Annotated in this window: 22 protein-coding genes; 19 read left to right on the top strand and 3 right to left on the bottom strand. The window is 64.2% G+C overall.

Features of this window, described 5'->3' with window-relative positions:
* The first annotated feature begins 63 nt into the window (after positions 1–63).
* From cpaB to GGR23_RS18085, 7 genes are read left to right on the top strand one after another with little or no spacing between them, the layout of a single operon-like run.
* Positions 64–867 carry a Flp pilus assembly protein CpaB gene (gene cpaB, locus GGR23_RS18115; RefSeq protein ID WP_183367728.1) on the top strand — a complete coding sequence of 268 codons (804 nt, stop codon included), beginning with the start codon at positions 64–66 and terminating at the stop codon, positions 865–867.
* Positions 868–880: 13 nt separating this feature from the next.
* The gene (locus tag GGR23_RS18110; protein ID WP_183367727.1) at positions 881–2,434 is read left to right on the top strand and encodes a type II and III secretion system protein family protein; all 1,554 of its coding nucleotides are present in this window, start codon (positions 881–883) and stop codon (positions 2,432–2,434) included.
* An 11-nt stretch (positions 2,435–2,445) separates the two neighbouring features.
* Positions 2,446–3,162, top strand: a complete 717-nt coding sequence (locus GGR23_RS18105) for a CpaD family pilus assembly protein (RefSeq protein WP_246365816.1) — start codon at positions 2,446–2,448, stop codon at positions 3,160–3,162.
* Positions 3,163–3,196: 34 nt separating this feature from the next.
* Complete coding sequence (locus tag GGR23_RS18100) at positions 3,197–4,489, top strand: CpaE/TadZ family protein (protein ID WP_183367726.1); 1,293 nt, start codon at positions 3,197–3,199, stop codon at positions 4,487–4,489.
* 33 nt (positions 4,490–4,522) lie between these two features.
* A complete protein-coding gene (locus GGR23_RS18095; protein ID WP_183367725.1) occupies positions 4,523–6,007 on the top strand; it encodes a TadA family conjugal transfer-associated ATPase in 1,485 nt (494 codons plus the stop codon).
* A 9-nt stretch (positions 6,008–6,016) separates the two neighbouring features.
* On the top strand, positions 6,017–7,015 hold the full coding sequence (locus tag GGR23_RS18090) for a type II secretion system F family protein (protein ID WP_183367724.1): 999 nt from the start codon (positions 6,017–6,019) through the stop codon (positions 7,013–7,015).
* A gap of 12 nt (positions 7,016–7,027) precedes the next feature.
* Entirely contained in the window at positions 7,028–8,014 is a 987-nt protein-coding gene (locus GGR23_RS18085) for a type II secretion system F family protein (RefSeq protein WP_183367723.1), read from the top strand.
* An 88-nt stretch (positions 8,015–8,102) separates the two neighbouring features.
* Here the strand turns inward: GGR23_RS18085 and GGR23_RS18080 are convergent, their stop codons facing one another.
* Complete coding sequence (locus GGR23_RS18080; RefSeq protein ID WP_183367722.1) at positions 8,103–8,939, bottom strand: tetratricopeptide repeat protein; 837 nt, start codon at positions 8,937–8,939, stop codon at positions 8,103–8,105.
* A gap of 133 nt (positions 8,940–9,072) precedes the next feature.
* Here GGR23_RS18080 and GGR23_RS18075 point away from each other — a divergent pair, with 133 nt between their 5' ends.
* From GGR23_RS18075 to GGR23_RS18030, 10 genes are all read left to right on the top strand, one after another.
* On the top strand, positions 9,073–10,461 hold the full coding sequence (locus GGR23_RS18075; RefSeq protein WP_183367721.1) for a leucyl aminopeptidase family protein: 1,389 nt from the start codon (positions 9,073–9,075) through the stop codon (positions 10,459–10,461).
* Between the two features lie 41 nt (positions 10,462–10,502).
* A complete protein-coding gene (locus GGR23_RS18070; RefSeq protein WP_183367720.1) occupies positions 10,503–10,850 on the top strand; it encodes a MarR family transcriptional regulator in 348 nt (115 codons plus the stop codon).
* 61 nt (positions 10,851–10,911) lie between these two features.
* On the top strand, positions 10,912–11,769 hold the full coding sequence (locus GGR23_RS18065) for a C40 family peptidase (RefSeq protein ID WP_246365813.1): 858 nt from the start codon (positions 10,912–10,914) through the stop codon (positions 11,767–11,769).
* Between the two features lie 26 nt (positions 11,770–11,795).
* Entirely contained in the window at positions 11,796–12,131 is a 336-nt protein-coding gene (locus GGR23_RS18060) for a hypothetical protein (protein WP_183367719.1), read from the top strand.
* A 65-nt stretch (positions 12,132–12,196) separates the two neighbouring features.
* Positions 12,197–13,567 carry an HD-GYP domain-containing protein gene (locus GGR23_RS18055; protein WP_183367718.1) on the top strand — a complete coding sequence of 457 codons (1,371 nt, stop codon included), beginning with the start codon at positions 12,197–12,199 and terminating at the stop codon, positions 13,565–13,567.
* A gap of 115 nt (positions 13,568–13,682) precedes the next feature.
* Entirely contained in the window at positions 13,683–14,699 is a 1,017-nt protein-coding gene (gene ppk2, locus GGR23_RS18050; RefSeq protein ID WP_183367796.1) for a polyphosphate kinase 2, read from the top strand.
* Positions 14,700–14,909: 210 nt separating this feature from the next.
* Positions 14,910–15,725, top strand: coding sequence for a transporter substrate-binding domain-containing protein (locus GGR23_RS18045; RefSeq protein ID WP_183367795.1), 816 nt, complete (start codon positions 14,910–14,912; stop codon positions 15,723–15,725).
* Positions 15,726–15,790: 65 nt separating this feature from the next.
* The gene (locus GGR23_RS18040; protein ID WP_183367717.1) at positions 15,791–17,071 is read left to right on the top strand and encodes an NAD(P)/FAD-dependent oxidoreductase; all 1,281 of its coding nucleotides are present in this window, start codon (positions 15,791–15,793) and stop codon (positions 17,069–17,071) included.
* Between the two features lie 46 nt (positions 17,072–17,117).
* Positions 17,118–18,089 carry an amino acid ABC transporter permease gene (locus GGR23_RS18035; RefSeq protein WP_183367716.1) on the top strand — a complete coding sequence of 324 codons (972 nt, stop codon included), beginning with the start codon at positions 17,118–17,120 and terminating at the stop codon, positions 18,087–18,089.
* On the top strand, positions 18,079–18,966 hold the full coding sequence (locus GGR23_RS18030) for a DMT family transporter (RefSeq protein WP_183367715.1): 888 nt from the start codon (positions 18,079–18,081) through the stop codon (positions 18,964–18,966). The genes GGR23_RS18035 and GGR23_RS18030 overlap by 11 nt, the downstream gene beginning before the upstream one ends.
* Positions 18,967–18,980: 14 nt before the next feature.
* On the opposite strand, the gene GGR23_RS18025 is transcribed toward GGR23_RS18030, so the two are convergent.
* Positions 18,981–19,712 (bottom strand): UTRA domain-containing protein, encoded by a 732-nt coding sequence (locus GGR23_RS18025; RefSeq protein WP_183367714.1) that lies wholly within the window; start codon positions 19,710–19,712, stop codon positions 18,981–18,983.
* Between the two features lie 207 nt (positions 19,713–19,919).
* Here GGR23_RS18025 and GGR23_RS18020 point away from each other — a divergent pair, with 207 nt between their 5' ends.
* Positions 19,920–20,933, top strand: a complete 1,014-nt coding sequence (locus GGR23_RS18020; RefSeq protein WP_183367713.1) for an SIS domain-containing protein — start codon at positions 19,920–19,922, stop codon at positions 20,931–20,933.
* A gap of 55 nt (positions 20,934–20,988) precedes the next feature.
* Complete coding sequence (locus GGR23_RS18015; protein WP_183367712.1) at positions 20,989–21,801, top strand: PfkB family carbohydrate kinase; 813 nt, start codon at positions 20,989–20,991, stop codon at positions 21,799–21,801.
* A 24-nt stretch (positions 21,802–21,825) separates the two neighbouring features.
* Here GGR23_RS18015 and GGR23_RS18010 read toward each other — a convergent pair whose 3' ends face one another.
* Complete coding sequence (locus tag GGR23_RS18010; RefSeq protein ID WP_183367711.1) at positions 21,826–22,755, bottom strand: aldo/keto reductase; 930 nt, start codon at positions 22,753–22,755, stop codon at positions 21,826–21,828.
* Positions 22,756–22,860: the final 105 nt, after the last annotated feature.

Below are 22,860 nucleotides of genomic sequence, written 5' to 3'. Positions count from 1 at the left end.
CCATAATTAAAGGGTTTGCTGCTCTTCTCTGGGGAAGAATTCCGCTTCGTCCAAGGAAGAACCATGAAGCCCGCTCGTATCATCATTCTCGGCGTTGCCGTCGCAACTGCGGGTCTGGCAGGTGTCCTGGCCATGAAGATGGCCGGGCGCAGTTCGCCGCCACAGCAGGAAGTGATTACCGAGAGAGAGCCGACCGTCAACGTGCTGGTCGCCGCCGAGAACCTTCCGACCGGCACGCGCCTGCAGCTGCAATCCATGAACTGGGCGGCCTGGCCGGAATCCTCCGTGACGGATGGCTCCATCACGGACACGCAACGCCCCAACGCCATCGATGAGCTGAAGGGAAGCGTGGTTCGCCTGCCGATCTTCGCCGGCGAACCCATGCGGGCGGAGAAGATCGTGGACGGCAAGGGCCCCACGATGTCGTCCATGCTTCCGGCCGGCAAGAGGGCGGTTGCAACCGAAATCAGCGTGGCGACCGGTGCCGGCGGCTTCATCCTGCCCAACGACCGGGTCGATGTCATCATGGTCCGCAAGGCCGACGACGGATCCTTCGTGACCGAAACGGTCCTCACCAACATCCGCGTTCTCGCCATCGATCAGCAGATCGAGGAAAAGAAGGACGAGACGCGCTCCGTGGTGGGTGCAACCGCCACGCTCGAACTGACCCCTGACCAGGCGCGCGTCATCACCGTCGCGCAGCAGATGGCGCAGCGCCTGTCGCTTGCGCTCCGCTCCGTCGCCGACAGCCAGGAGCCTGATACCAGCGCCCCCGATTACCTGCTCACGGGCTCCGGCTCGAATGCAGTCCAGGTGATCAAGGCCGGCAATATCGTCAAGTCTACCAGCACGCCTGCAAGCCAGTAACGGAGACCGGAAGATGTCTTTGAAGAAAAACGTTCGCTCCACGCTGGCAGGCAGCCTGTCCTTCTGCCTCGCGCTCTCCGGCACGCCCGGCTTCGAGCCTTTGGCGAAGCTTCTCCTGTCGCGCGCCGAGGCCGTCGAAACGGTGATCCGCATCGCACAGGCAGGGCCCGGCGCCCACAAGCGGCTGAAGCTCGGGCTCAACAAGGCCATTGTCGTCGATCTGCCCGAAGATGCCCATGACATCCTGGTGTCGGACCCGCAGATGGCGGATGCCGTGACGCGCACCTCGCGCCGCATCTATCTTTTCGGCAAGACCGTCGGACAGACCAACATCTTCATCTTCGGCGCCAACGGGCAGGAGATCGTCAGCCTCGACCTCGAGATCGAGCGCGACATCGCCGGCCTTCAGGACAATCTCCGCCGATTCATCCCCGATTCCAACATCAAGGTCGAGATCATCTCGGACAACGTCGTGCTGACGGGCACGGTGCGCACGCCGCAGGATGCCGCGCAGGCGGAGCGCCTGACGAGCGCGTTCCTCAAGGGCGGTGAGGCCACCACCCGCAACCAGACCGTCACCGGCGGCAACTCCAACAGCGGCGTCGCCATCTTTGCCGAAGACCGCCAGCAGTCGCAGATCGTCAACCTGCTCACCATCGAGGGCGAGGATCAGGTCACGCTGAAGGTCACGGTGGCGGAAGTCTCCCGCACGGTCCTGAAGCAGCTGGGCTTCAGCGGCTCCATCGGCGGCGCAGATGGCGCGATCACCTTCAAGAACCCGACGAACCTCGGTTCCTCGAGCGACTGGTATCCGCAGAACTACCTGACCGGAAACATCGGCGGCCTCGGCATCACCTCCTATCTCAACGCCCTGGAACAGGCCGGTGTCATGCGCACGCTTGCCGAACCGAGCCTGACCGCCATCTCCGGCGAGCAGGCCAAGTTCAAGGTTGGCGGCGAGTTCCGCCTGGCGTCCAGCCAGACGATCAAGAAGGATCAGGCGACGGGCGAACTGGAAATCTCCCGCGAGGCCGAGTCGACGGAATACGGGGTCGAGCTGAATTTCCGCCCCGTGGTGCTGTCGCCCGGCCGCATCAGCCTGCGGATCGAGACCAAGGTCTCCGAGCCGACCTTCGAAGGCAATTTCATTTCCGGCAATACGAGCAAGAACATTCCGGGTGTCACCTATCTGGGTCTTCGCAAGCGCGAGGCATCGACCAGCGTCGAACTGCCCTCCGGCGGCTCCATCGTCATCGCCGGCCTCGTGCGCGACGATGTCCGTCAGGCCGTCTCCGGCTTCCCGGGACTTGCCCGGGTGCCGATCCTCGGCACACTGTTCCGCTCGAAGGATTTCCAGCGCAACGAATCCGAAATGGTGATCATCGCGACGCCCTATCTGGTGCGCCCGGTGGCGCGCAGCGAGCTGTCGCGTCCCGATGACAACTTCAACCCGGCAAACGACGCCGCGACCTTCTTCATGGACCGCGTGAACAAGGTCTACGGCCGGCGTCAGGATGCTGCGGCGGTCGGCCAGTACAACGGCGCCATCGGCTACATCTACAAGTAAGGGGAGCGGACATGCAGGATCTCATCGCACGCACCGGCCTGACCGCCCGGCTTTTGAAGGAAAAGTTCATGTCTCACCGCAAGCTGCTCCGCCTTTCGGCGCTCGGCCTTGCCGCCATGGTGCTGCAGGCCTGCGGCACGCCGCACGACGATCTGAAGACCGGCGCCATTCCCGACGATTATCGCACGAAGCATCCGATCGTGCTGGCCGAAGTCCAGCAATCGGTGGACATTCCCGTCGCCTCCGGGGACCGGGCCCTGACCATCGGCACGCAGGACGTGATTTCGGGCTTCCTGGCGGATTACCGCAACCAGTCCTCCGGAGTGCTGACGATAGCCTATCCCTCCGGTTCGGTGAACGCGGCTGCCGCGCAGGGAATGCGCCGCCAGTTCCGTCAGCTCGCCATCCAGGCCGGCATCCCGCCCAAGCGCATCCGCGAAAGCACCTACCAGGCTGAGCCCGACGGCGGGCTTGCACCGGTGCGGATGAGCTTCAATGCCGTCAAGGCCACCACCGAGCAGTGCGGGCAGTGGCCGAGCGACATCCTGCACACGAGCGAAAACACCAACTGGGAAAACTTCGGCTGCGCCACCCAGAGCAACCTGGCGGCTCAGATCGCAAATCCGACCGATCTGGTTGCTCCGCGTGCCATGACCCCGATCGATGCAAAGCGCCGCACCACCGTGATCGGCCTTTACCGCGACGGCAAGTCGACGGCCAGCAACTGACGACGGCAACCGGCGAAGAACACAGGATTGAACGATGAGCGCGATTGACTACGAGATCAGGACAGACGGCCTGAACGAGCCTCAGGGTTTCGAGCCGGTTTCCGTGGGCGACCTCGAGACGCTCCGGCCCCTGCCGCGCATCTCCATCCATGCCTTCTGCGAAACCGCGGAGACGCAGGCCGTGATCGAGCGGCTGCAGCAGGACCGCCGCATGTCCAAGGTGAACCTCCGGGTCACCGCGGGCGGCGTCGGCGCTGCCGCGAACATGTTCACCAGCACGCCGACCCCCAACCTGCTGATCCTCGAAACCGCGACCGAACCCTCGAACATCCTGCACGAGCTCGCACCGCTTGCCGAGGTCTGCGACCCGTCGACCAAGGTCGTTCTGGTGGGGCGCTACAACGACATCTCCCTTTACCGGGAGCTGATGCGGAACGGCATTTCCGAGTATATCGTGGCGCCGGTCGGCATGGCGGAGCTGATGGCGGCGATCTCCGCCATCTTCGTTGATCCCGATGCCGAGCCGCTGGGCCGCAGCCTCGCCTTTCTGGGCGCGAAGGGCGGAACGGGGTCCTCCACCATCGCGCACAACTGCGCCTTCGGCATCTCCAACCTGTTTTCCACCGAGGTGATCCTCGCCGATCTCGACCTGCCCTATGGCACGGCCAATATCGATTTCGACCAGGACCCGGCCCAGGGCATTGCCGAGGCGGTGTTTTCGCCCGACCGGCTGGACGAGGTGTTTCTCGACCGCCTGCTGACGAAATGCTCGGAGCATCTGTCGCTGCTGGCGGCCCCTTCGCTTCTCGACCGTCCCTACGATTTCGACCGCACGGCCTTCCAGCCGGTGATCGAGGTGCTGCAGCGCAGCGTGCCGGTGACGGTGCTCGACATCCCCCATCAGTGGTCGGATTGGACCCGCACCGTTCTGGCCGAAGCCGACGAGGTGGTGATCACGGCGGTGCCTGACCTCGCGAACCTGCGCAACACCAAGAACCTGGTGGACAGCCTGAAGCGCCTCAGGCCCAACGACAAGCCGCCGCATCTGATCCTCAACCAGGTCGGCATGCCGAAACGTCCCGAGATCTCCATCGCCGACTTCTGCGAGCCGCTGGAGATGGAGGCCGTGGCCATCATTCCCTTCGATGCACCGCTTTTCGGCAATGCGGCCAACAGCGGCCGGATGATCTCCGAGATGGACAACAAGTCCCCCACCGCGGAAACCTTCTCGCAGCTGGCCCATCTGCTGACCGGCCGCGCGACGATCAAGAAGGGCAAGAAGAGCGGCGGCCTCGGACGCATGATGTCGCTTCTCAAGCGCAAGTAAGACGGGCAGCTAGCAAGATCGGGAAGAACAGGCATGTTTGGCAAGCGTGGCACAGAAGGTTTTGGAAAGGGAAGCGGCCCGGCAGCGCCGGTCGCCCCGCCTCCGGCCGCGGCACCGTCCGCAGCCCCGGTCGCCCCGGTCCTCAAGGAGCCGGTGCGGGACGAAGGCCCGCGCCAGTCCGTTTCCCCGCCGCCCCTGGCGCCGGCCCCCGGCGGCCGCAAGAGGTCGCAGCGGACCGAGAGCTATTACGACACAAAGGCCCAGGTGTTTTCCGCGCTGATCGACACGATCGACCTGTCGCAGCTTTCCAAGCTGGATGGGGAGAGCGCGCGCGAGGAAATCCGCGATATCGTCAACGATATCATCACCATCAAGAATTTCGCGATGTCGATTTCCGAGCAGGAGGAACTGCTCGAGGACATCTGCAATGACGTGCTGGGCTTCGGTCCGCTCGAGCCGCTGCTCGCCCGCGACGACATTGCCGACATCATGGTCAACGGCGCCGGCCAGACCTTCATCGAAGTGGGCGGCAAGACCATCGAGTCCGAGATCCGCTTCCGGGACAACGCCCAGCTGCTGTCGATCTGCCAGCGCATCGTGTCCCAGGTGGGCCGTCGCGTCGACGAATCCAGCCCCATCTGCGACGCGCGCCTTCCCGACGGCTCCCGCGTCAACGTGATTGCCCCGCCCCTTGCCATCGACGGCCCGGCGCTCACCATCCGCAAGTTCAAGAAGGACAAGCTGACCCTCGATCAGCTCGTCAAGTTCGGCGCGATCACGCCCGAGGGCGCGACGATCCTCCAGATCATCGGCCGCGTGCGCTGCAACGTGGTCATCTCCGGCGGTACCGGCTCGGGCAAGACCACGCTGCTGAACTGCCTGACCCGCTATATCGATACGGACGAACGCGTCATCACCTGCGAGGACACGGCCGAACTGCAGCTCCAGCAGCCGCATGTGGTGCGCCTCGAAACCCGCCCGCCGAACATCGAAGGCGAGGGCGAGATCACCATGCGCGATCTCATCAAGAACTGCCTCCGCATGAGGCCGGAGCGGATCATCGTCGGCGAAGTGCGTGGCCCGGAGGTGTTCGACCTCCTCCAGGCCATGAACACCGGCCACGACGGCTCCATGGGAACGATCCACGCCAACACGCCGCGCGAATGCCTGAGCCGCATGGAATCGATGATCGCCATGGGCGGCTACACCCTGCCGGCGAAGACGGTGCGCGAGATCATCTCCACCTCCGTCGACATCATCATCCAGGCCGCCCGCCTGCGCGACGGTTCGCGCCGCATCACCCACATCACGGAAGTGATGGGCATGGAAGGCGACGTCATCATCACCCAGGACCTTCTGCGCTACGAGATCGAGGGCGAGGACGAGCGCGGGAAGCTCATCGGCCGGCACGTCTCCGCCGGTATCGGCAAGCCGCATTTCTGGGATCGTGCCCGCTACTACAACGAAGAGCGCCGGCTCGCCCAGGCCCTTGAGGACCTGGAGAAGAAGTCGAGATAAGGACCCGTCATGGACATCAACGTCATCGCGATTGTGCTCCTGGCCGCGATTTCCGCTGCAGCGGTGTCCTATGGCATTCTCTTTTCGCGGATCGAGACCGAGAAGAAGACCGAGGGCCGCATGGCCAAGGTCAAGTCCGCCGAAACCGACCGCAACAAGGTGAAGGCGGCGCGCGACCGCGTGCAGGATCTCGCCAAGCGGCGCAAGTCCATCCAGGACGATCTCAAGGCGCTCGAGAAGCGCCAGCAGGAGAACAACAAGAAGAACCTGACGGTCAAGGCGCGCATCGCCCAGGCCGGACTGAAGCTGTCGCCCGGCCAGTTCTACCTGATCAGCGCCGGCGTCGGCGTCGGTGCCTTCGTCATGATGCTGATGTTCGGCGCGTCGCTGTTCGTCGCGCTCGGCCTGTCCTTTGCGGTCGCCTTCGGCCTGCCGCGCTGGATGCTCGGCTACATCATCAAGCGCCGCAAGAACAAGTTCCTCGACGAATTGCCGAACTCCCTCGACGTCATGGTGCGCTCGATCAAGTCCGGTCTTCCCCTCAACGACGCGCTGCGTCTCATCGCTGCCGAGGGTCAGGAGCCGGTCAAGGGCGAGTTCCGCAAGGTGGTGGAAGCGCAGGCCGTGGGTCTCAGCATCCCGGAGGCGGTCTCGCGCATGTACCAGTCCTTCCCGCTGCAGGAGCTGAACTTCTTCTCGATCGTCATCGCCATCCAGTCGCAGGCCGGGGGCAATCTTTCCGAAGCGCTTGCAAACCTCTCCAAGGTGCTGCGCGAACGGCGCAAGATGAAGCAGAAGATCGCCGCCGTCTCCATGGAGGCAAAGGCCTCTGCCGCCATCATCGGCTCGCTGCCCTTCATCGTGGCGTTGCTGGTCTACCTTACCTCGCCCGATTACATCAGCGTGCTCTTCAACGATCCGCGCGGACATTTCATCATCGGCTTCTCCGGCATCTGGATGAGCATCGGCATCATCGTGATGCGCAACATGATCAACTTCGACATCTGAGGAGACAGCCCCTTGTCCGAGGAACTTGCCGCCCGTCTCACAGATCCGAGCCTCGTGCTGGCCCTGCTGGTCGCCATCTCCGTCTTCGCCACCCTCTACACGCTTGTCGGCCCCTACTTCGCACGCGGCGATCTCGACAAGCGGATGAAGGCCGTCTCCACCGAACGCGAGCAGATCCGCGCGCGCGAACGGGCCCGCGCAAATGCCGAGGCAAGCAGCCGCGGCTCGCTGCGTGGCCAGAACAACGCCTCGGTGCGCACGATCGTCGAGAAGTTCAATCTTCGGAAGGCACTGGTCGACGACAACACGATGAACAAGCTGCGCGCCGCCGGCTTCCGGTCGCAGAACGCGCTGAACATCTTCCTCGTCGCGCGCTTCCTGCTGCCCTTCCTGTTCCTGGCACTGACGGCCCTCTTCATCTTCGGTCTCGGCTACATGGAATCGAAGACCTTCATGGTGCGCATGCTGGTGGTGCTCGGCGGGGCCTATCTCGGCTTCTACCTGCCCAACCTCTATGTCTCCAACACGGCGACGAAGCGGCAGCTGTCGATCAAGCGCGCCTGGCCCGACGGTCTCGATCTCATTCTCATCTGCGTGGAATCGGGTATTTCCATCGAAGCTGCCATGCGGCGCGTTTCGGAGGAAATGGTCGAACAGTCGCCGGAGCTGGCCGAGGAAATGGTGCTGACCACCGCCGAGCTTTCCTTCCTCCAGGAGCGCCGTCAGGCCTACGAAAATCTCGCCAACCGCACGCAGCTCGACATGGTGAAGAGCGTGACGCAGGCGCTCATCCAGGCCGAACGCTACGGTACCCCGATCGCGCAGGCGCTGCGCGTGCTGGCGCAGGAAAGCCGTGACGACCGCATGGCGGAAGCGGAGAAGAAGGCGGCGGCACTTCCGCCCAAGCTCACCGTTCCGATGATCCTGTTCTTCTTGCCGGTTCTGATGGCCGTCATTCTCGGGCCGGCCGGCATCCAGATCGCCGAAACCTTCAAGTGAGGGGCAGGGGCACGGGCCGCGTCGAAACGGAAATGCAGAAAGGGCCGGATCGACGATCCGGCCCTTCTTTCTTTTTCGTCCTGCCCGCTCAGTTGACGGCGCTTGCCGCCTTGCCGCCCTTGTCCTGCTGGGCAAGCTTCGACCAGGAGTTCTGCTGCGTCAGCATCGAGCGGAGATAGGCGACATTGGCGGTGGCCTGCTGCGGATCGAGCTCGCGCATCGCAATCTGCTCCGCTTCCTCGAAACGGCCCTGAAGACCGACGACCAGGGAAAGGTTCTGGCGGACGCGGCTGTCTGCTCCGGGTTGGGCGGCGGCGTTGCGCAGGTAGGTTTCCGCCGTGCGGGCATCGCCCGTCAGCAGGTAGGACATGCCGAGATTGGAGAGGACCGAAGGTTCGTTCGGCTTGATGTCCAGCGCGCTGCGATAGGCCAGGCGGGCTTCTTCGGTGCGACCCATCTGGTCGAGCACGGCGCCGCGCGCCGATTCCAGACGCCAGTCGGGCCGATCCGGAGTCTGGGCGCGACCGATCGTCTGGAGCGCCTGCTCGAGCTGGCCCGCGCTCGCCTGCGCCTTGCCATAGGCGGCAAGGACCTCGCGATCGGTCGGGAAGTTGATTGCCACCTGCTGCATCACCGCCAGGGCCTGCGTGTTCTTGCCCGTCATGCGCAGCAGATTGGCGTAGTTCAATCCGGCATTGCGATCCTTTGGACTTTTTTCATAAGCTCGGCCGATACTCTCCTCCGCCTGCCGGAGTTCGGTCTCGTTCATTTCCTCGATGGGCTTCGAGAAGGAGCGGGTGATCGAACCGGTGGTGAGGTTGCTTCTCGCGGTGGTGCAGCTTGCGAGCGAAAGGGTACACAGGACCAGACATACACCTTGAAGAAGACGGCTCTTGCCTGGTGTCGATTGCGCCAAAGCTGTCATGAAAAGCCCCTGGATTGCATTTTGTGGCCATGTCCCTGCGAAGGCCACGTTCCGCCTCTGGGGTAAGCAATAATCTGTTAACCTTAACAGACGGTTAAACATCCGCATTGCCGAAAGGCTGAAAGTAAAGACCATGGCTCCGTATCAGTATATCGAACGCCCCACGCCCTTCACCACGAAAGGGGGGAAGACCCTGCCGATCTTTGCCGTCACCCCGGCGCATATCGAGACCGGCACCATCGATCCGATTGCGCTGGACTGGGCGCGCAAGGCCGGCTACCGGGCAGAGACGGGCTCCGTGCTCCCGATCCCCTCCGCCGATGGCCATCTGGGCGGCGCGCTCTTCGGCCTTGGCAAGAATCCTTCCGACGCGCCCTTTCTGACAGGCAAGCTCGCCCGGGCCCTGCCGGCCGGCGAATGGCATGTGGAAACGGCCCCGCTGACGGCGAACCGGCTGGCGCTCGGCTTCGGGCTCGGCAGCTATCGCTTCGAGAAATACCGGACCGAGGCCGAGCCGGGGCCGAAGCTCCTCATCCCGCAGGATGCGGATGCCACCGACATCAAGCGGCAGCTTGCCGGCGTCTTTCTGGCCCGCGACCTCATCAACACGCCCACCAACGACATGGGCCCGGTACAGCTCGAAGCGGCATTCCGCCAGCTTGCGGCGCATTACAAGGCGGAGGTGAACGTCATCAGCGGCGAAGCGCTGCTGCAATCCAACTTCCCGCTGATCCACACCGTCGGGCGGGCGAGCGCGGATGCGCCGCGGCTTCTCGAGATGCGCTGGGGCAAGAAGGGGCACCGGAAGGTGACGCTGGTCGGCAAGGGCGTCTGCTTCGATACCGGCGGCCTCGACATCAAGCCGTCCTCGTCCATGCTGCTGATGAAGAAGGACATGGGCGGAGCCGCAAATGTCCTCGGTCTGGCGCTGATGATCATGGATGCGAAGCTCAAGGTCGATCTGCGCGTGCTGGTGCCGGCGGTGGAGAATTCGATCTCCGCCAATGCCTTCCGCCCCGGGGACATCTATCGCAGCCGCAAGGGCCTGACGGTCCAGATCGACAATACCGATGCGGAAGGCCGGCTGATCCTCGCCGATACGCTTGCCTATGCCGACGAGGACGAGCCGGACCTGCTGATCGACATGGCCACGCTGACGGGCGCTGCCCGTGTCGCTCTCGGCCCGGACCTGCCGCCCTTCTTCACCGACAGCCGCGATCTGGCCGAGGCGATCGAGGAATCGAGCCTCGAGATGGACGACCCGCTCTGGCGGTTGCCGCTCTACCGGGGCTACGAAAAGGACATCAACGCGCGGATTGCCGACCTCACCAACGCCCCCTCGGGCGGCATGGCCGGAGCCATCACCGCGGCGCTGTTCCTGAAACGCTTCGTCACCAGGACCCGCAACTGGGCGCATTTCGACATCTATGCCTGGACCCCTTCCGAACGTCCGCATTCGCCGGTCGGCGGAGAGGCACAGGCCATCCGTGCCCTCTATCACTGCATACGAAACCACGGCTGAGGCGCGCCGGCGAAGCCCCCGATGCAAGGACCGTTTCCGCCATGACCGTGGAACTCAGCGCGCTGCAGGCCCTCAGCCTCTGGCACCGGGTGCATGTCGCCCAGGTGCAGGATGACATGCCGGACCTGACGGTCCGGCAGATGGCAATCCTGCTGCAGATCTATCTGGTGCCGCCACCGCACACGGTCAGGGGGCTTGCGGCCCTGTTGGCTGTCACGAAGCCGGTCATCACGCGCGCCCTCGACCGCATGGGCGAGCTCGGCCTCGTCGACCGCGAGCGGGATCCCCGCGATCGCCGGAACGTCGTGATCAAGCGCACCGTCAAGGGCGCGCTCTTTCTCGAACGGTTCGGGGACCAGGTCATCGCGGCCGCGCAGGCGCTCGACTGAAACGCCCCCGCGCTGCTATTGAGGCCATACCGATTCAGACCTCGCGCGAGGAGCCATCCGCATGAGCAGAATGCCGGACCGCCGAACCCATGCCTACCGCCCCGATCTCGCAAGCGCCGCGCTGAAGGGCGTGGTCGAAGCCGAGCGCTTCGTGGAAGGCCTTCCCGCTCACGTGACGGTTCCGGTTGCCGATCTGCGACCTGAGCCCGACATGGCCGCCGGCATCGATACACAGCTTCTGCGCGGGGAGGAGGTCGCTGTCTTCGAGAGACGCAACGGCTGGGCCTTCGTGCAGGCGCGGCTGGATCATTATGTCGGCTATCTGCCCGAGAACCAGATCGCCGAGGGCGAGGCTGCCGCAACCCACATCGTCGTCGTGCCCCGCAGCTTTTCCTATCCGGGGCCGGAACTGAAGCGGCCTCCGCTCTCGGTCCTTTCCCTGGGCAGCCGGCTGAAGGTGGCCGGCGAGGCGGAAACCCGCGGAACCCGCTACCTGCTGCTGGAAACCGGGGAAGCGGTCATCGCAGCCCATTGCCTGCCGCTCGGCAGCTGGGCATCGCCCGACCCGGTCTCGATTGCACTTCGCTTCCTGGAAACCCCCTATCTCTGGGGCGGACGGTCGGGTTTCGGCATCGACTGTTCCGGGCTTGTCCAGCTCGCCCATCAGATGACGGGCCGGCTGGCGCCGCGCGATTCCGACATGCAGCGGGACGGTTATGGCGATCCGGTCGCGATCGAGACGCTCGAGCGGGGCGATCTTGTCTTCTGGAAGGGGCATGTGGGAATCATGGAGGACCCGGAGACCTTGCTGCACGCCAGCGGACATACCATGTCTGTCACGCGGGAAGGCTTCCGGGAGGCGGTCGAGCGGATAGGATATCTGTACGGACCGCCCACACTTTGCCGCAGACCTGTGTGAGACGCTGTCATGCTAGGATGAAGAAGGTGAATGTCGTGACCCTGAGGACTTCCGCAATTGCTGCATTCTCTGCCGCGCTCTTCGGTGCCGGGATGCTCGCTGCGCAGGATTTTTCCCCGGGCGCCATGGACAAGGCCTTTCCCTACAAGGACCTTCCGGGGGTTCAGTCGCCGGAAAAGGCAAAGGAGCCGGAAGACCCGGCCACGTGCACCCAGGAAGTTCGCATGCGCAGTGCCCTGCGGCGCGACCTCTATGCATCCGACAGCCCCGGCATGGTCTATCGCTGCGAGAAGGACGGCATCGTCATCGAAAGCGCGCGGCCTCCGCTGCGGAAATACTGGAATCCGCTGGACGAACAATAATTACCTGATATTGCCTTTTGTTAAGTCTTCTTCGCCACAATCCCGGCTCCCTGGGAGGAATGCGCATGAAGACCGTGGAATGGCCGAAGGCGGAGAGCCTCAGTCTCGCCGAGCTGATCGGTGCCCTGAGCCATGCGCTCGATATCACCGAGGGCCAGCCGCAGGGTCACTGCGCCCGCTGCTGCTATATCGGCACGCGGATCGGTGCCATGATCGGCCTGCCGGAACCGGTCCGAAACGATCTCTATTTCATGCTCCTGCTCAAGGATCTCGGCTGCAGCAGCAATGCGGCGCGCATCTGCGAGCTGTATCTGACCAACGATCTCACCTTCAAGGGCGACTTCAAGACCATCGGCGACAGCCTGCCCCAGGTGCTGCGCTTCGTGCTGGGTCATACGGGGCTGAAATCCAGCATGGCCGAACGATTCCGCGCGATCGTCAACATTCTGCAGAACGGTGGCGAGATCGCGCGCGAGCTGATCGAAACCCGATGCCAGCGGGGAGGGGAGATCGCCCGCAAGCTGCGCTTTTCCGATCAGGTGGTTTCCGGCATTCTCAGTCTCGACGAGCACTGGAACGGGAAGGGAAAGCCACTCGGACTGGAGGGCGAGGCAATCCCGCTCTTTTCCCGGATCGCGCTCCTGGCGCAGGTTGTCGACGTCTTCCAGCAGGAGGGCGGGACACAGGCCGCGCTCGCCGAGGTTCGCCGGCGAAGCGGAACCTGGTTCGATCCCGCCCTCGTGAAGGCTTTCGAGGGACTGGCGGCCGATCCCGGCTTCTGGGAGCAGCTGCGCTCGCCCGACCTGATGCGCTATCTCCTGACCCTGCCGCCCGCCAGAACCGCCGCGGTGCTCGATGACGATTACCTCGACGATATCGCCGCGGCCTTCGGAGAGGTGGTGGACTCCAAAAGTCCCTATACCAGCGGTCACTGCGACCGCGTCAGCATCTTTGCCGACCTGATCGCCGAGGAACTCGCCATGGGTCCCCACGAGCGGCGCTGGCTGAAACGGGCCGCGCTGCTCCACGACATCGGCAAGCTGGGCGTCTCGAACAGCATTCTCGACAAGCCCGCCAAGCTCGATGACGACGAGTGGGACGAGATGAAGCGCCATGCGGTCTACAGCGAGGAAATCCTCAACCGCATCGCCGCCTTCAGCGAGATCGCCCGCATCGGCGGCGCCCATCACGAGCGGCTGGACGGCAAGGGATACCCGCGTGGAATAGAAGCCACCGACATCAGCTTCGAGACCCGCATCATCACCGCAGCCGACTTCTTCGACGCGCTGACCGCCGACAGGCCCTACCGGGCGGCCATGCCGGTGGCGAAGGCGCTTTCGATCATGGAAGAGGTGCGCGGAACCGCCATTGATCCCCTTTGTCTCGATGCGCTGAAGCGGGCGCTTGCCCGCGCCGACCGGTCGATGGCGGCCTGAGCCGGACCGGGCCCGCAATATAGGCCGCTCCGCTTGATCTAGCGCAAAGTGAGGCCGCTCCCCGAGGCGCACTCTTGGCAAAGGCCAAGGAAAAGGAGGGGCGGACATGAGTGACATGGAACAGGCATTGGCGTTGGAGACGGGTGTGGACGCGGTGGCGCCCGGCACCGAGGCACCGGTGGCGGAAGCACCGGATCCGGCAGCAGGAGAGGCGGGCCGCGGGCAGGCGGCCGAAAACAGCGCTGCCTATCCCATGGATCTCAGGAGCCTCAGGCGCGACCCGGAGGCCATCCGCCACACCTTCGAGACCGGCGAGTATCCCTACAAGGGGCGTCTGTCCAACAAGATCTACATGGCCCAGATCGCCGAGTTGCAGGTAGAACTGCTCAAGGCGCAGGCCTGGATCAAGGAGACGGGCCAGAAGGTCGTCGTGCTCTTCGAGGGCCGGGATGCCGCCGGCAAGGGCGGCACGATCAAGCGTTTCATGGAACATCTCAATCCCCGCGGCGCGCGGGTCGTCGCCCTGGAAAAGCCGACCGAACGCGAGCGCACCCAATGGTATTTCCAGCGCTATCTCCAGCATCTGCCGGCGGGCGGCGAGATCGTCTTCTTCGATCGCTCCTGGTACAACCGCGCCGGCGTCGAGCGGGTCATGGGCTTCTGTTCCCCGTCCGAATATCTGGAATTCATGCGGGAATGCCCGGAGCTGGAGAAGATGATGGTGCGCTCCGGCATCCGCCTCTTCAAATACTGGTTCAGCGTTACCCGCGAAGAGCAGGCCCGCCGCTTCGAGGCCCGCGAAACGGATCCCCTCAAGCAGTGGAAGCTCTCGCCGATCGACAAGGCTTCGCTTGGCAAGTGGGACGAGTATACGGAAGCCAAGGAGGCGATGTTCTTCTTCACCGATACGGCGGATGCGCCCTGGACGATCGTGAAGTCGGACGACAAGAAGCGTGCGCGGCTCAACTGCATGCGCCACTTCCTCTCCTCGCTGCCCTATTCCGAAACCGTGCCCAAGCACGTGCATCAGCCCGATCCGCTGATCGTCGGCTCGAGTGCCCACGTCATCGGGCGGGACGACGGGATCCTCGGAAAGACGCTGCATCCCCAGAGCCGGCGCAACACACGCTGAACCCCGTGCGGGGCCTCCAGGCCCCCGCCTGCCCGTCAGCCCGGTCCATTCCAATTTCGCATGATGTCATCACGCTGTTTCATGAACTCGCGTGCTAAGCCCGCTTGACTCCGATCCTGCGAGCCGTCAATTTGATGTTGTCAGACATCTTACATAAAATTCGGCGGAACACTGACGGATCAGATCAAGGAGGAAGGCGTGAAGAAGCTGATGATTCATCTCGCGGCTGCGGCTGCGGCCGTGGCCCTTTCGGTACAGGCGCATGCGGGCGAGACGCTCGATCGCGTCATGGGCAAGAAGGCCATGGTGGTCGCCACCAACAGCGGCTGGCCGCCCCAGAGCTATCTCGACGACAACAACGAAATGGTGGGCTTCGACATCGACGTGTCGCGCGAGATCGCAAAGCGTCTCGGGGTCGAGGTCAGCTTCGAAACCCCCGACTGGCAGACCCTGACCGGCGGCCACTGGCAGGGCCGTTACGATCTCGGCGTCGGATCGGTCACGCCGACCAAGGCACGCGCGCAGGTCATCGACTTCGCGGGGATCTATTACTACAGCCCCTATGTCTTCGTGGTTCACAAGGACAGCCAGGCAAAGGGTGTCGCCGATCTGAACGGCAAGGTGATCGGCGTTGAAACCGGCACCACCTCGGAAGACTATATCCGCCGCCAGCTGCAGATCGACGCTCCGGGCCTGCCCCCGGTCGAGTACAAGCTGGAGCCGGGCGAGGTCCGCACCTTTGCCGATTCGATGCTGCCCTTCGACGATCTGCGCCTCGGTGACGGCATGCGCCTCGACGCGGTCATCGCCCCCGAACAGACCGCGCTCAACGCGATCAAGAACGGCTACCCGCTGAAGGTGATCGAAGGCGAATACGCCTTCCGCGAGCCGCTCGTCGTCATCGCCGAGAAGGGCGATGCGGAGTGGACGGCCAAGATCGGCGAGCTGATTGCCGCCATGAAGGCCGACGGCACCCTCTCCAAGCTGACCACGAAGTGGTATGGCAAGGACTACAGCGCCGACTGACATCGACAGGAAGAGCGTCACGCCCTGCGTGGCGCTCCCTCTCTTTCTGGGGACACCGCAATTCCATGACCTATCCCGATACCTACTACAAGCGCACCCTCTCTGATGGCCGCGAGCGCGCCTCGCTGAACGGCACGGTCGAGTGCGACACGGTGGTCGTCGGCGGCGGGCTCGCCGGCCTGACCACGGCGCTCGAACTCGTCCGCGGTGGCCAGAAGGTGGTGCTTCTCGAAGAAAAGGCCGTGGGCTTCGGCGCCTCCGGGCGGAATGGCGGCTTTGTCAGCCCCGGATTTGCGACCGGCTCGGACGATATCGCGCGCCGCGCCGGTGCGGCTGCGGCAAGGGACATCCATCGGCTCTCCATCGAGGGCATGGAATATGTCCGCCAGACGATTGCCGATCTCGCCGTCGCCGATGCCGGCATGACGCCGGGCATCATGAGCGTCCTGCGCTATAGCGCCCCCGACGATCTGAAGGCCTATGCGGCCTCGCTCGCCAACACCTATGGCTATGAGCTGAATTTCCTGGACACCGCCGAGGTGCGCCATGTCCTGAAGTCCGAACGCTATTTTCAGGCGCTGCGCGATCCGCGTGCCTTTCACATTCACCCGCTCAACTATCTCAGGGCCATCGCCGCCGAGATCGAACGCCTGGGCGGCCGGATATTCGAACAGTCACCTGCCGTTTCCGCCGATCTGGATGCTGCCGAGAAGCGCGTGAGGACGCCGGCCGGCGAGGTGCGCGCGCGCCAGGTGGTCATCACCACAGGCGGATATACGGGCAGCCTCCTGCCGCGGCTCAAGCGCTCCTATCTGCCGATCGCCACCTATGTGATGGTCAGCGAGGAAGCGCCGGACCTCATCGCCAGCGCCATCGCCACCACGGATGCCATCGGCGACAATCGCCGGGCGGGCGATTACTATCGGGTCGTCGATGGCGGCAGGCGTCTTCTGTGGGGCGGTCGCATCACCACCCGCGCCGCCTCGACGGAGGGGCTGGTGCGCGAACTGCGCGCCGAGATGACCGGCACCTATCCCCAGCTGAAGGGCCTGAAGACGGAACTCGCCTGGTCCGGCCTCATGTCTTACGCCCGCCATCTGATGCCCCAGATCGGTCCGATTGCGCCCGGGGTCTGGTGCTGCACCGCCTTCGGCGGGCACGGCCTCAACACCACCGCCATCGGCGGGAAGGTCGTCGCAGAGGGTATCCTCGGCACCAGCGACCGCTACCGGCTGTTCAAGCCTTTCGGCCTCGTCTGGGCCGGCGGCATTGCGGGCCTTGCCGTTGCACAGCTGACCTACTGGAAGCTCCAGGCACAGGACTGGTGGCGGGAGCGCGCCGCCTGAGCGGCGCCTTCCACAACGACAGGAACAAGCCGGAGGGGGCGTAGACATGATCGGCAGACTGATTCTCATCCATCCCGATGCAGCGCGGCGCATCTTCGTCGCGCTGCTTCTCCTCGTCATCACGCTCGGACTGTATGCCCTCGGGGTCAGCGCCGCCTGGATCGGCAAGCTCGTGCCTCCGGCCGCCCCGCTTCTCGAAGCCTATCCGGAGACGGCACGGCTCGCCGGCGGCCTCGCGGTGGCGCTCATCCTGGCGCTGAACTGGGTTGTGCTCCGCCTCCTGCCGCGGCCGCACCAGATCGCCGGGGTCTGGATCGAGCTCTTCGTGCTGCTGATGCTCTTCTTCTATTCCTTCAACCTGTCCTTCGCCTTCATCGGCAAGAAGATCGGTTTCCTGATCACGCAAGGGGTGACGACCACACTCTATATCTCGGCGATCTCGATCCTGATCGCCACGATCATCGCGCTGGCCGGTGCCATCGCCAAGCTGTCGAAGAACGGCGTCATCTACGGGCTTGCGACCTTCTACACCTCGCTCTTCCGCGGCCTGCCGCTGCTGATGCAGATCTACATCATCTATCTCGGACTGCCGCAGATCGGTTATGTCATCGGAGCCGTTCCTGCCGGGATCATGGCGCTCTCGCTCTGCTATGGCGCCTACATGACCGAGATTTTCCGCGCCGGCATCGAAAGCATCCCGCGCGGCCAGACGGAGGGCGCAACCGCGCTCGGCCTCAGCCCCGCACAGACGATGATGCTCGTCATCCTGCCGCAAGCCATGCGTGTCATCATTCCGCCGACCGGGAACCAGTTCATTGCGATGCTGAAGGATTCCTCCCTCGTGTCGGTTGTGGGTGTTTGGGAAATCATGTACCTCGCCCGTACCCAGGGCCAGACGGAATTCCGCCACATCGAGATGCTCATCACCGCATCGATGATCTACTGGATTCTCTCCGTCGCGCTCGAACTCCTGCAGGCTCGCATCGAGGAACGCTTTGGCAAATTCAATGTCCGATAAGGCCGGTTCGGCGGCCGTACCCCATGCCGTGTCCGGCCGGTCCAACCTGAAGGCGATCCTGATCGTCCTCCTGTCCTTTTCGGTTTTCTCCGGCACGGATGTCACCGTCAAGCTGATGGCGGAGACGGTGCCGGTGCCGCAGGTCACGTTCCTGATCACCGCCATCGCCCTGGCGCTCAGCCTGCTGCAGGGCCTCTTCACGGGCAATGCGGCCGACCTGTTGCCACGCTACCCGACGCTTGCGATCCTGCGCGCGGCACTGCTTTCGATCGATACGCTGCTGATCTACTACGCCTTTGCGCGGCTGCCGCTGTCCGAGGCCTACATGATCGCCTTCACAACGCCCATTCTGGTCGCCGGGCTTGCTGCGCTCTTTCTCGGGGAGCGGCTGTCGCTCGTCGCCTGGGGTGGCATCCTTCTCGGCTTTGCGGGTGTCGCCCTTGCCCTGAGGCCCGGCGTGCAGCCGCTCAACCTGGGGCATGCAGCGGCCCTCGGTGCGGCACTGTGCTTCGCCTTCTCGCTCATCCTCCTGCGCCGCGCCAAGGCTGCCGAATCCGATACCGCGCTGGTGGTCACGCTGATGACGCTGCTGCTGGTGATATCGGGTGCCGTGACGATGCTGAACGGCGGCTTCGTTTCCGTCAGCGCCTGGGGTTGGTCGCTTGCGGTCGCGGGCGGGCTGATGCTCTTCGGCGGTCACATGCTGCTGGTGCGCGCCTTCCGGATGGGGGATGCATCCGTCATCGCTCCCTTCCAGTACAGCCAGATCATCTGGGGCTGCCTTTATGGCCTGCTGATCTTCGAAACGCCGCTCGAGCCCTTCACCCTTGCCGGCGCGGCCATCATCATCTTTTCCGGCTGGCTCGTGCTGCGCTGAAGGCGCTCCTGCGCCTACTTGCGCACGAGGCTGAAGGAGAAGTGGCTGCCGCGGTGATAGTCGATGGCATAGATGACCGGCACGCCCGAGAGATTGAAGCAGGTCTCGGTTATCAGCAGCGCCGGCCCGAAATCTCCCAGATCATGCCGCTCCACCACGTCGCGCGGCAGCGGCACCGCGGTCACGGTTGCCGATGACATGCGCGGGCGCTGCTTGTGCTCTTCGAGTATGCCGAGCAGCGAGCCGCTCCAGTCTATGTCGTAAAGCCGCGCGGGAATGAGGGAGCGCGGCACGTAATCGATGCAGTAGAGGATCGGCTCCTCGTCCTGAAGCCTCAGCCGTTCCAGACGGATCACCCGCTCGCCCGGCTCGAGCTTCAGCCTGGCGGCCACCTCCGCATCGGCGGCCTCCTCCGAGATGGAGAGAACCTTGTTGGAGGTCCTGTAGCCGTAATGGCGCGTCATGTCGGTGATGCTCTCGAACACCGTTATCGGCCTCTCCACCTGGGCAGCGGACATGGCGGAAACGAAGCGTCCCCGTCCATGCTCCACATAGATGATGCCATCCTGCTCCAGAAGCTTCAGCGCCTCGCGCAGGGCAGGGCGGGAGATGTGAAAGCGGGCCGTCAGCTGCGCTTCGGTTGGCAGCTTGTCTCCCGGCTTCATGTCCTGCTCGCGTATCAGATCCGCAATGCGATCTCGCAATTGCACCACCAGGGTGCGTGTGTCGCGCAGGGGTTCGTCCACGGCCTTGACTCCAGATGTAGGTTCTTCCTTCATTGTCAGACAAATATGCGGGGGTCAAGCAAGGCCAAAGGCCCTGCGTCCGTTGTTATACGGTCGAATAATGGGAGGCGCGGCCTTGACAGCCAAAACACAAGATGTCAGTTGTCTTACAACTTTGCGAGGGCAAAGCGTTTCAGCGGCCATGCGCCGGCAGCCAGAGAGAGACCGATGCTGAATTTTGACGAAGAACGTTTCCTGAGGATCCAGACAGGTGCGGCGGAGCTTGCGGATCGCTTCGATGCGGTGGTGGGCGAGTGCCTCGAAAAGGGTGCGGAGAACATCTATTTCCTCGGCACCGGCGGTGCGGCGATCCTGATGCAGCCGGCGCTCGAGCTTCTGCAGCGCGAGTCCCGCTTTCCGGCCTTCGGCGGCATGACCGCCGAGCTTTCCATCTCCGGCTCCGTCAATCTCGGGCCCCGGTCCATCGTGGTCATGCCTTCGCTCTCCGGCACCACCAAGGAAAGCGTTGCCCTGCTCGAGCAGCTGAAGGCCCGCGGCGCGATGACCATCACGCTCGTCGGCCATGCGGAAACCCCGCTTGGAAAGGGCGCGGATCACGTCTTCCTCAACTTTGCGGAAGACGACACGTCCTGCGAATCCTTCTACCTGCAGTCCCTCTACATCGCCCTTGCTGTCATGAAGCATCGCGGCGAGTGCCCCGGCCATGCGGATATCGTCACCCAGCTCAAGCGCCTGCCTGGCCTGCTTCTCGACGTGAAGAAGGCCTTCGAGCCCAAGGCGGACGCCTTCGCCCGGGTGCTCGCCGGTTCTGACTACCACATCATGACCGGTGCCGGTAACGTCTGGCCGGAGGCCCATTACTACGGCATGTGCATTCTGGAGGAGATGCAGTGGATCCGCACGCGGCCCGTCCACGCCTCCCACTTCTTCCACGGTACGCTGGAGCTGGTGGAGAAGGGCGTCAGCGTCATCCTGTTCAAGGGCGAGGACCAGTTCCGTCCCCTGGCGGATCGGGTCGAAGCCTTCGTTCCGTCCTACACGGACCGCTTCACCATCCTGGACACGCGCGACTTCCCGCTTCCTGGTCTGTCGGATACCGTGCGTGCCATGGTCTCGCCGATCGTGCTGGCCACCGTTCTGGAACGGGCGAGCGCGCATCTCGAGGTGATGCGGAACCATCCCCTGACCACGCGCCGCTATTACAAGCGGGTCGCCTACTGACCAAGCAAGGCTGGCGACCCAAGGCCGCCAGCCTCGTCTCTCCGGAGGAACCGACATGAACGTCTTGCGTCTTGCTGCCGTGGGCGACAACTGCGTGGACCGCTTCCGCCCGCCCGTCAGTCAGGTGCTGATCGGTGGCAATGCGCTGAATGTCGCGGCCCAGTGCGCCATGGCCGGCCACGAGAGCTGGTATTTCGGTGCGGTCGGCCCGGACACGGCGGGTGAGGCGACGCGCGAGGCCCTGGCCGCGAAGAATGTCTGCCTGGATCATCTGGTCACGCTTCCCGGCGAAACGGCCTATACCGACATTGCCGTCGAACCGTCGGGGGAGCGGGTCTTCCTGCTCGAGGAATTCGGCGTCTGCCGCGGTTACCGTCCGGACGAAGCCGCCCGTAAGGCCCTGCTCGGCATGGATCATGTCCATATCGGCTGGCTGGACGATGGAGGAGCGCTGCGCCGATGGCTGGTCGAGGCGGGGGTGAGCTGCTCCCAGGATCTCTCCATCAATATCGCACCCGAGCATCTCGGCGTCGAAGGTCTCGAGGTCGCCTTTCGTTCCGGAGGAGACGCGGCCGACCCACGGCAGCTCGCCGTGGCAATGCTTGCCGGTGGCGCAAGGCTCGCCGTGGTCACGCGCGGTGCCCGCGGGGCCTACGGCCTTTCCGCAACGGGCGAGGAAGCGCAGGTGCCGGCCGTGCCCATCACGCCGGTCGATACGACCGGAGCCGGAGACAGCTTCATCGCCGCCTTTCTGATCGCCCACCGCGCTGGCCAGCGGCTGCACGAGGCACTTCTTGCCGGATGTGCGCAGGCGGCGCGGACCTGTGCCCATGCGGGCGGTTTTCCGCAGGTGCCGGGCCGGTTCTAGAATGCGGTTCCGCCGGATGCCGGGTCATGGCAGGACATGGCCCGCCGCGCGGAAAAGACGGTACCATTCCTCCCGCGTGAGCTCGATGCCGGCACCGGCGACACATTCCCTTACCCGTTCGGGCCGCGTCGAGCCCACGACCACCTGCATGCGCGCGGGATGGCGCGTGATCCAGGCGACGGCAACCCCGGTCGGCGTTATCCCGTGACGGGCGGCCAACTCCTCCAGCGCGTCATTCAGCAGGGGATATCCCTCCCGATCGCCGATGAAGGTGCCTTCGAAGAATCCCTTCTGGAACGGCGACCAGCATTGCAGCGTCATGCCCTCCCGCCGGGACCGGTCAAGCAGACTGCCGGTCCTGTCGACCGATTGGTCGAGGCCCTGCATGTTGAGCGCGAGGCCGGCCGCAATCAGCGGCGCATGGGCGACCGATAGCTGCACCTGATTGACCGAAAGCGGCTGGCGGACAGCCGTCCTCAGGAGTTCGATCTGCGCTGCACTGTGGTTCGAGACACCGAAATGCCGCACCTTTCCCGAGGCGTGCAGGCTGTCGAATGCAAGGGCGACCTCTTCCGGCTCCATCAGAGCATCCGGACGATGAAGCAGGAAGAGGTCGAGATAATCCGTCCGCAGCGCGGCAAGCGAGCCTTCGACGCTCTCGGTCAGATGCCGGGCGGAGAAGTCGAAATAGCCGTCGCGAATGCCTGCCTTGGATTGCAGGACGACCCGATCCCGCTCGCTCGGGGTCAGCTTCACGGCCGCTCCGAACCGGGCCTCGCAACCGTGGCGCTGATTGCCGTAGATATCGGCATGGTCGATCACGTTGATACCCGCCTCCAGCGCGCTTCGCACCAGCCGGTCGATCTCCGCGTCGCGCAGCGTTTCGATGCGCATCATGCCGAGGACGATCGAAGAGGCTTCGAGACCGGTCCGGCCGATCGAAAGGCGTTTCATTCGGGCGCTCCATTTGCGAACAGTGGGAGAGGTGAGGGCGAAAGCCAAAGCCCTATCGGAAAAGCACGGCCGGTGAAAGGCCGTCCCGCGCCCGCGACGGGCAGG

The sequence above is a fragment of the Gellertiella hungarica genome (genome assembly GCF_014197145.1).
Lineage (GTDB): Bacteria > Pseudomonadota > Alphaproteobacteria > Rhizobiales > Rhizobiaceae > Gellertiella > Gellertiella hungarica.
Note: the sequence above shows the minus strand (reverse complement) of the source record. Positions and strands in the feature narration are given on the sequence as shown.